9 protein-coding genes and 1 pseudogene are annotated in these 9,177 nt (G+C 45.8%); 3 read left to right on the top strand and 7 right to left on the bottom strand.

The genetic code is table 11. From position 1 onward, the window contains the following. Positions 1-73 precede the first annotated feature (73 nt). Both CHU92_RS04030 and CHU92_RS04025 read right to left on the bottom strand, forming a co-directional pair. The gene (locus CHU92_RS04030) at positions 74-484 is read right to left on the bottom strand and encodes a BrxA/BrxB family bacilliredoxin (protein WP_094412856.1); all 411 of its coding nucleotides are present in this window, start codon (positions 482-484) and stop codon (positions 74-76) included. A gap of 58 nt (positions 485-542) precedes the next feature. Beyond that, the gene (locus CHU92_RS04025) at positions 543-1,703 is read right to left on the bottom strand and encodes a lycopene cyclase family protein (protein WP_094412854.1); all 1,161 of its coding nucleotides are present in this window, start codon (positions 1,701-1,703) and stop codon (positions 543-545) included. Positions 1,704-1,814: 111 nt separating this feature from the next. Here CHU92_RS04025 and CHU92_RS04020 point away from each other — a divergent pair. Both CHU92_RS04020 and CHU92_RS04015 read left to right on the top strand, forming a co-directional pair. Continuing rightward, positions 1,815-2,454, top strand: a pseudogene (locus CHU92_RS04020) (metal-dependent transcriptional regulator). A gap of 1 nt (position 2,455) precedes the next feature. Continuing rightward, positions 2,456-3,286: a ZIP family metal transporter gene (locus CHU92_RS04015; RefSeq protein ID WP_094412851.1), complete on the top strand. Its 831-nt coding sequence runs from the start codon at positions 2,456-2,458 to the stop codon at positions 3,284-3,286. Here the strand turns inward: CHU92_RS04015 and CHU92_RS04010 are convergent. From CHU92_RS04010 to CHU92_RS03995, 4 genes are read right to left on the bottom strand one after another with little or no spacing between them, the layout of a single operon-like run. Further along, positions 3,283-3,405: a FeoB-associated Cys-rich membrane protein gene (locus tag CHU92_RS04010; protein WP_094412849.1), complete on the bottom strand. Its 123-nt coding sequence runs from the start codon at positions 3,403-3,405 to the stop codon at positions 3,283-3,285. The two genes, CHU92_RS04015 and CHU92_RS04010, sit on opposite strands and share 4 nt — an antisense overlap. A 5-nt stretch (positions 3,406-3,410) precedes the next feature. Beyond that, on the bottom strand, positions 3,411-5,516 hold the full coding sequence (gene feoB / locus CHU92_RS04005) for a ferrous iron transport protein B (protein WP_094412847.1): 2,106 nt from the start codon (positions 5,514-5,516) through the stop codon (positions 3,411-3,413). Positions 5,517-5,522: 6 nt separating this feature from the next. Then, positions 5,523-5,756, bottom strand: coding sequence for a FeoA family protein (locus tag CHU92_RS04000; protein ID WP_094412845.1), 234 nt, complete (start codon positions 5,754-5,756; stop codon positions 5,523-5,525). 54 nt (positions 5,757-5,810) lie between these two features. Further along, positions 5,811-6,503, bottom strand: coding sequence for an SCO family protein (locus CHU92_RS03995; protein WP_094412843.1), 693 nt, complete (start codon positions 6,501-6,503; stop codon positions 5,811-5,813). A 144-nt stretch (positions 6,504-6,647) separates the two neighbouring features. On the opposite strand from CHU92_RS03995, the gene CHU92_RS03990 reads away from it, so the two are divergent. Next, positions 6,648-8,708 (top strand): M13 family metallopeptidase, encoded by a 2,061-nt coding sequence (locus CHU92_RS03990; RefSeq protein ID WP_094412841.1) that lies wholly within the window; start codon positions 6,648-6,650, stop codon positions 8,706-8,708. A gap of 85 nt (positions 8,709-8,793) precedes the next feature. Here CHU92_RS03990 and CHU92_RS03985 read toward each other — a convergent pair whose 3' ends face one another. Then, positions 8,794-9,111, bottom strand: a complete 318-nt coding sequence (locus tag CHU92_RS03985) for a DUF7683 domain-containing protein (RefSeq protein ID WP_129583003.1) — start codon at positions 9,109-9,111, stop codon at positions 8,794-8,796. Positions 9,112-9,177: the final 66 nt, after the last annotated feature.

Below are 9,177 nucleotides of genomic sequence, written 5' to 3'. Positions count from 1 at the left end.
CAAGAAAAACGTAAAAAAACCGTCTCAAGTTGTGAGACGGCTTCCATGACTGCTTTTCAGCGGCTCTTAATTTTTAGCAAAACTCGTCGTAAGCGTCTTTCAGGTTTTCTGCTATCATGTCGGCAGGGCGGCCTTCAATGTGGTGGCGCTCCAGCATGTGTACCAGTTCACCGTCTTTAAACAGGGCCATGCTTGGCGATGACGGCGGGAACGGGAACATCTGCTCACGGGCGGCATCAACGGCCTCTTTGTCAACACCCGCAAAAACCGTAATAAGGTTATCCGGCTTTTTAGCGCTGTCAAGGCTCATAATGGCGCCCGGCCTTGCATTGCGCGCCGCGCAGCCGCAAACCGAATTCACCACTACAAGCGTAGTGCCTTTTCTTGATAATGCGTCTTTAACCGCATCTGCTGTATGTAGTTCTTCAAAACCGGCTTCTGATAGCTCAGCACGCATCGGTTTTACTAATTCTTCAGGATACATAATGATTTTTTTAAATTAAAATACGGTACAAAGATAAGCAATTTTTAGGTAAAATGCTTTATCTGCCATGCGGTTTATGCCCCAGCGCCCGTTTCAGTAAGGCTTTAATAAATAGCATTTTAGGGCATTGCAGTATTACCCTTATATCTTCGGCAAAGGTGGTTTCCTCATCAAGGAATTTAAGAATGAGCGCGGCATTGCCCCTGCGGAACATGGCCGAAAAAATGCCCGCGCCTTTCTCATTAGTCCGGTACAAAATATCAAGCAAAAGCAGGTCGTAATACCAAAACCTGTTCTTTTTGCCAAACATCCTGAAATCCTCTTTTTCCCGGAGGAACTGTACCAGCCGCGCCGACTGTTTTACGGTGTTCATAAAGGTAAATCCCGTACTGGCTTTGGTCCACCCGCCGGCACTGCCTATATTGATGATGTTCTTTGTATTATGCTCCCAGAAAGGATAAACCGTCATGGGTATGCTTCCCTTTTCTTTATGCAGTATCTCAAAATTATATATGCCGCGTTCACTCAGGTACGCTGTTATGGCTTCCCCGTATGCGGCTTCCGGTAGCAGGTGTTCAGAAAAAAGGGTATATTCCACAAGTGCCTCATCGGGTGCAAAAGGCAGCACGTACATAAACCGGGTGTTCCCCTTCTGCGCAATGCTGAAATCCATAAACGTAGCTTCACGGTCATTAAAGGCAGGCCTGTCTGTTTTTATATGCCAGCCTGTAAAGTGCTGCTGCAGTAAAGGGTATTTATGGTTGCTTTGGGCAGCCCCGGGATCATAAAGGCTGTTCAGCAGCTTGTTGCAGGTGTAGCTTTTTTCGGTTGTTGTTACGGTTACGGTGCCGCCCCCTTCTTGAAACCCGGTTATTCTTTCCGTTTTGAATACAATATCGTTATACCCCCTTAGATGTTCAAAAACATAATTGTAAAAATCTATACCGCGTATCATTTTATAGCGGTAGGGGCTAAAATCAAGGCTTTTTTTATAATCTGTGCCGCCAAATAAAGTTTTTTCCCACTGCTTGCTTACTATGGCATCCCAGCCGCCGTGCTCTTTTTCCCAAAAGCACCAGGTGCGGTCATTGATCTTTTTATCATCAGCATCAAGGAGCAACACCTGTTTTCCTGAGAAATGCCCTGAAACGGCCATGCGGTGCACCGTCATCAGCGAAGCCAGCCCCGCCCCTGCAAATATATAATCGTAGTGTTCCATCAATACCCAAAGGTATTAATAATCATACCGCCGCACAATATTTAGGTTTGCCTAAATTTATTTTTTTATTAAGGCTTATTAAGCTATATTTGTTAGGCAATACAATGATGCATGACCTACTCCGAAGAAAATTACCTGAAGGTTATTTATCACCTTTCCCTACATTCACTCAAGGGCATTACTACCAATTCCATAGAGCAAGCCGTCTTCAGTTACAGATATGGTACAAAAACTGGCCGATAAAGGGCTGGTTGAGTATAAAAAGTACCAGGGTGTGCTGCTCACCGATAAAGGGCGGCACAACGCCCTGATGATTGTGCGAAAGCACCGGCTATGGGAGGTTTTCCTGGTAGAGAAGCTCGATTTTTCATGGGATGAGGTTCATGATGTGGCCGAACAGTTGGAGCATATAAAATCTGAAAAGCTGATTAACAAGCTTGATGAGTTCCTGGACCACCCCACCGAAGATCCGCATGGCGACCCTATACCGGACAAGAACGGGAAGATCATCAAAAAGGAAAAACAACTGCTTTCTGAAGTTGCTGCCGGCAAAAAAGTGATTTGCGTAGGTGTCAGGGACAGTTCTTCGGCTTTCCTGCAGTACCTCAACAAGCAGCAGATAGCGCTTGGTTCAGCTATAGAGGTTGTTGCCAAAGAAAATTTCGACCTGTCGCTAACACTACAGGTAAACGGCAGGCAGGTAACCGTTTCTAATAAAATAGCAGGAAACCTATTTGTAAAACAGGTATAATATGTTTGATACTGTAATTGCTTACTTTGAAAGCATACCCCCCGTACTGGCGGCTTTATATGCCACCTTGTTTACCTGGTTCCTTACGGCTGCGGGGGCATCAGTAGTGTTTTTCTTCAGGTCCATGAACCGTGCCGTACTCGATGGCATGCTGGGCTTTACAGGGGGTGTTATGGTAGCGGCCAGCTACTGGAGCCTCCTTTCGCCTGCCATAGATATGAGTAAGGGCGAAGGTTTTGTAAAGGTTATCCCGGCGGCAACGGGTTTTATCCTGGGTGCGCTTTTCCTCTTCGGGCTTGATAAGGCCCTGCCGCATCTGCACATCAATTTCAGGGAAAACGAAAGCGAGGGCATCAAAACAAAAACACCGTGGCAGCGTACCACATTGCTGGTGCTGGCCATAACACTACATAACATACCCGAAGGCCTGGCCGTAGGCGTATTGTTCGGCGGTGTGGCAGCAGGCATACCCGAAGCTTCTATAGCCGGGGCGCTTACACTGGCCATAGGCATCGGCATCCAGAACTTTCCCGAAGGCATAGCCGTGGCCATGCCGCTGCGCCGTATGGGTATGAGCCGCAAAAAGAGCTTTATGTACGGGCAGTCGTCAGCGCTGGTAGAACCGGTAGCCGGTGTACTGGGCGCGGTAGCCGTAGCCTTTTTTACCCCCATATTGCCTTATGCGCTGGCATTTGCGGCAGGGGCCATGATATTTGTGGTTGTAGAAGAAGTTATCCCCGAAACGCAGCGAGATAAAAATACCGATATAGCTACGCTTGGTTTTATCGGCGGTTTCGTGGTAATGATGACGCTTGATGTAGCTCTGGGCTAATGGCATCCGCAGTCATCGCCGCAATTGCCTTTTTTTTTCTTTTTAAAAAAGAACTTCTTTATCAGGAAAGCAACAGCACCCGCCACAATTACGTAAACCAGTAGTTCCTGTATATCCATAACTTTTATCTTAATAACTGGTAAGCAATCAGCGAAACCAAATAGGCAAAACTGCTCATCCCGAAAAGCTGTATAAGCGGCCATTTCCAGGAATTGGTTTCCTTTTTGGTAATGGCCAGCGTACTGATGCACTGCATGGCAAAGGCATAAAACAGCAGTAAGGAAACGCCGGTGGCAAGGTTAAATACCTTTTTGCCGGTTGCGGGGTTTACTTCCGCATTCATCCGCTCTTTTATGGTGGCTTCACTTTCATCGCTGCTGCCTATGTTGTATATGGTTGCCAGTGTGCCTACAAACACCTCGCGCGCTGCAAATGATGATACTATGGCAATGCCTATTTTCCAGTCATAACCCAGCGGACGTATTACAGGCTCAATGGTTTTGCCAATAATGCCAATATACGAGTTTTCGAGTTGGTAAGCAGCCACTTTATTTTCCATTTGCTCCGGTGTCATCAGGCCTGCTTTGGATTGTTCAGCCACTATCTGCCGCGCATTATCGAAACGCTCACCGGGCCCGTGCGACCCCAGGAACCAGATAATTATGGAAAGCGCCAGTATTATCTTTCCGGCTCCCGTAATAAATGCTTTGGTTTTCTCCACCACATTTAGCGCCACATTTTTAAAAAGGGGCAGCTTATAGTTGGGCATTTCCGCTACAAAAAAGCTTTTGTGCCGGGTGTGCAGCACCTTGTTAAGCAGGTAAGCAGAAAGTATAGCCCCGCCAAAGCCCAGCAGGTAAAGCCCCATCAGCGTAAGCCCCTGCAGGTTAAAAATTCCTGCTATGGCCTTTTCAGGAATAACAAGCGCAATGATTATGGCATACACAGGTAGCCTTGCCGAACAGGTAGTGAATGGCGTTACCAGTATGGTTATAAGCCTTTCGCGCCAGTTCTCAATATTGCGTGCCGCCATTATGGCCGGTATGGCACAGGCGGTACCCGAAATAAGCGGTACCACGCTTTTGCCGCTCAGGCCAAAGCGCTTCATGATCTTGTCCATCAGGAAAACCACGCGGCTCATGTACCCGCTTTCTTCCAGCACCGATATAAATAGGAACAGGAAAGCTATCTGGGGGATAAAGATTACAATGCCGCCTATGCCGGGAATCACCCCTTCGGCTATAAGGTCTGTCAGCTTGCCTTGGGGCAGGTGTTCTGAGGCATAGGTACCCAGCCATGCAAAGCCACGGTCTATCAGGTCCATCGGAATTTCCGACCATGAAAATATGGACTGGAATATCAGCATCAGTATCCCGAAAAATATTACATAGCCAAAAACTTTGTGGGTAAGCACCCTGTCCAGCCTTGTCCTGAGGTCATTTGCTTTTGATGTATCAATGGTTTGCCCTACTTTCAGCACATCATTTATGAACTGGTAGCGCTTAATGGTTTCTTTCTGCTGCAGCCTTTTTAGTTCTGAACGTGTTTTAGTGAACGAAGTACCCAGCAGTTCTTTCTTTTCTGATATACCGAAGTTTACATCCTGTGTAATTACCAGCCACAGCTTGTACAGCAGCTGGCTGGGGAAGGCCTGGCGCAGCCTGTTAAAGTAATCAGGGTCTATGGTTGAAGCGTGCAGGCATGGCTCGGTCGACAGGTTCTCATAGTCCACTATAAGGTCTTTTATCTTGTCTATACCTGTCCCTTTGCGCGAGCTTACCACGGCTATTTTCGTCTTTAGCTGTTCTTCCAGGTAAGGGATGTCCAGCGTAATGCCTTTCTTCTGCATCCTGTCAGCCATGTTAATAACAAGGATGGTCGGGATTTCAAGATCTTTTATCTGGGTAAACAGCAGCAGGTTGCGCTTCAGGTTTTCTACATCGGTAACCACTACGGCCACATCAGGAAAATCCTTATCGTTGCGGTTCAGCAGCAGTTCTATCACTACATTTTCGTCTATGGAGCTTGCATTAAGGCTATACGTGCCGGGAAGGTCAATAATAGCACCTTTTATATTCCCGGGAAGGCGGCAGTTGCCCACTTTCCGCTCCACCGTAATGCCCGGGTAGTTGCCTACCTGCTGGTTAAGCCCCGTCAGTTGGTTAAAAACCGAAGTTTTCCCCGTATTGGGATTACCTATAAGTGCAATTTTTATGGTGTGGGATGCCATTAAAGCTTAGTCTGTTATCATTTCCACATCAATCTCCACAGCTGTTTCCCTGCGTATGGCAAGGTGGCTGTCATTAACATTGATGTATATAGGGTCGCCAAGCGGGGCTATTTGTATCAGCTCCACCATATTACCCGGCAGGCACCCCATTTCAAGCAGTTTTAAAGGGATGGCATCAATATTAAATTCGGTTATAACAGCCTTTTGGCCTTTTTTAAGCGCTGCAAGTGTAGTTTTCAATGCTTATTTAGAATAAATTAAGGCAAAATTACAAATAAAATCCCATTCGGGGGCTTATTTTTCATTTTCTCTCAGCCACTTTATGTCTTCCAGCAGCTGCTCTACGTTCTTTTCGCCATCACTGTCTTTATCAAGGTTCGTGCCGTTATAAAAGCCCCTTATGCGCCCTTCTTTATCCACAAGGATAAAGTTTTCGGTATGCACCATGTCATACAGCTCTTTGGTGCTGCCGGTTTTAACGGCCAGGTACGACTTCCGCGCGATGTAATAAATATCTTTTTTATCGCCGGTCACCAGGTTCCACTTACTGTCAATCACGCCTTTCTTCTTCCCATATTCCTTAAGCACAGCAGGGGTGTCAGTATCCGGCGTTACCGAGTGTGACAGGAGCATCACATCGGGCATATCCTTTATCTTGTCCTGCAGCCAGGCCATATTATCTGTCATGATGGGGCAAATGGTAGGGCAGGTAGTAAAAAAGAAATCAGCCACATATATCTTGCCTTTATAGTCATCCTGTGTAATGGTCTTCCCGTTCTGGTTGATAAAGGCAAAGTCGGCAATCCTGTGGTCGCGTGCTACATATTGTATAGTGGTGTCAACAAGTTCAGGATTAACGTCAGACGGGTTGTATACCGGCAGCGATTTTTCAGGCTTAAGTGCATTATAAAAAAGTAAAAGGATGGTAACGGAAAGCGCAAGGAATACAATAATGAATATCTTATACTTTTTTAAAAACGATGCCATTTCAATAAAACTTTTTGCAAAATTACGAAATTAACAGTGCCGGAGCAGCATTAAATTGTAACACGCAGGTGAGTTTTAACACTAATGTCTTACGGCGTAGCGCCTAACTTTTTATTTTTGTAATAACTCAATAAAAAACAAAGTATGAAAACAAATAAAGTAGCCATTGCTGCCCTGCTGCTGGGAAGTGTTGCCATTGGCACCGCCCAGACGAAAGGCACAAAGCAGGGCCCGCAGAAACCGGGTATCAACCTGCAGTATATGGACAAGAAGGTGAAGCCATCAGACGATTTTTTCCGCTATGTGAACGGTACCTGGATTGACCAGACCGAAATCCCGGGAGACAAGACCCGTTGGGGAAGCTTTGATGAGCTGCGTGAAAATACCAATAATGACGCACTTGCCATATTAAAAGAGGCAGCAGGTAAAAACCTGAAATCAGATACTGACCAGGGCAAAGCCGCCAACCTTTATAAATCTATAATGGACACCGTAGCCCGTAATAAGGCCGGAATTGCACCGCTGAAGCCATACCTGGCTAAAATAAATGCAATAAAAGATGTAAAATCACTGCAGGCGCTGCTTGTAGAGATGGAACCCCAGGGAGGCCTCGGCTTTTTTGGCATTGGTGTGGGTGCCGATGCCAAAAACAGTAATAAAAATGCCTTGTATATCAGCCCGGGGAGGTTAGGCCTGCCCGACAGGGATTACTATGTGTCTGACGATGCCGACTCTAAGGAAAAACGCGAAAAGTATGTACAGCATGTTGCCCGTATGCTCAGGTATCTTGGCTACAAAGAAGCTGATGCTAAAACGCAGGCAGCCAAAGTCCTTGCGCTGGAAACAGCAATGGCACAGCCAAGGCTTGACAGGGTTGAGCGCCGCGACCGCAGGAAAACCTATAACCCCATGACAGTGGCCGGCCTGCAGAAGCTTACACCTTCAATTGAGTGGAACAAATACCTTGCAGGGGTGGGGGTAAGCAAAATTGATACACTGATCGTGTCGCAGCCAAAATACATGACCGCGCTTGACGGGATGTTTAAGGAGAACAAAGTGGAGGACTGGAAGGCATACCTGCGCTGGACACTCCTTAACAGTGTTGCCGATGAGCTTTCTACCGATATTGAAACCGCTAACTGGGAGTTTTACAGCAAGACGCTTCGTGGAGCGCTTAAGGAAGAAAGCCGTGACAAGAACGCACTGCAAACAATAAACGGTACCGTGGGCGAAGCACTTGGTAAGCTGTATGTGGAAAAGAAATTCCCTGCCGAGGCCAAAGCCAAAGCGCAGGACATGATAAAGAACGTAATGCTGGCTTTCGAGAACCGCATTAACAGGCTGCCGTGGATGGCAAAATCTACCCGTGAGAACGCTATCCAGAAACTAAGGAAGATGACCGTGAAGATAGGCTACCCTGACAAATGGAAAGATTATTCAGCCCTTACAATTAAAAGCCCTGCCGAAGGCGGCTCGTTCTTCAGCAACATGAGGGCCATAACCAGGTGGGAGTTTAAAGAAGACATTATAAAGCTGAACAAGCCTGTAGATAAAACAGAGTGGGGCATGGCGCCGCAAATAGTTAATGCTTACTTTAACCCGTCATACAATGAGATCGTTTTCCCTGCGGGCATCCTACAGCCGCCGTTCTATGATTATAAAGCTGACGAGGCGGTTAACTACGGTGGTATCGGCGCGGTAATAGGCCACGAAATATCACACGGATTTGACGATTCGGGTTCACGATACAATGCCGACGGTAACCTTGTAAACTGGTGGAGCGATGAAGACCTGGAAAAATTTACCAGCCTTGGCGGTGCCCTTGCTGACCAGTACAGCCAGCTGCAGCCGCTGCCGGGCATTTATGTTGACGGTAAGTTTACCCTGGGCGAAAACATTGGCGACCTTGGCGGGGTTAACGCGGCGTATGACGGACTGCAGCTTCACTTAAAAAAGAATGGCAATCCGGGATTAATCGATGGTTACACTCCCGAACAGCGTTTCTTCATATCGTGGGCAACCATATGGAGGACCAAAGCGCGCGATGAGGCCATTAAAAACCAGGTAAAGACCGACCCGCACTCGCCGGGCAACTACAGGGCGTATGTGCCGCTGCAAAATGTAGATGCATTTTATGACGCTTTCAGCATTAAGCCCGGCGACGGCATGTACATTGCCCCTGATAAGAGGGTAAAGATTTGGTAACAAATCTATGTAATATATAAGAAATATTTGCGAGGAATGGCGGCAATGTTATTTAATGGCATACATAATAAATGAAGATCAGGTTCTAAAAATTTTTTAAATTATTCAGGAATTCCTTGTAAGAATATAAAAAGTCTTTTGGCGCTACAGTTTCTAAAAAATAAAGATTTTTAGAAAAGTCAAAATCTATTTTATTTATGTACATCTTTTGAATATATGCCGCTATTTCTAAGGTAATTTCGTAAGATCTTAAAAATAAATCTTCATCATTTTTATAAGGCGTGAGCAAATTTTCAATTCCACTTTCTGAAAATTCTGTATCTATAATCCTATATTTTAGCTCTTTTGAATTTATATCATAGACATTAATCACTCTTAAAAATAAATCATCTACATTATTCATACTGATATTTTTATATTTCATAGCTAAGTACACGACAAAAATTGTATTAAATTAATTTCCAGCTTA

It is taken from the genome of Flavobacterium cyanobacteriorum, from assembly GCF_002251835.1.
GTDB classification, from domain to species: Bacteria; Bacteroidota; Bacteroidia; order Flavobacteriales; family Flavobacteriaceae; genus Flavobacterium; species Flavobacterium cyanobacteriorum.
This window is presented reverse-complemented; position numbering and strand designations above follow the sequence as displayed.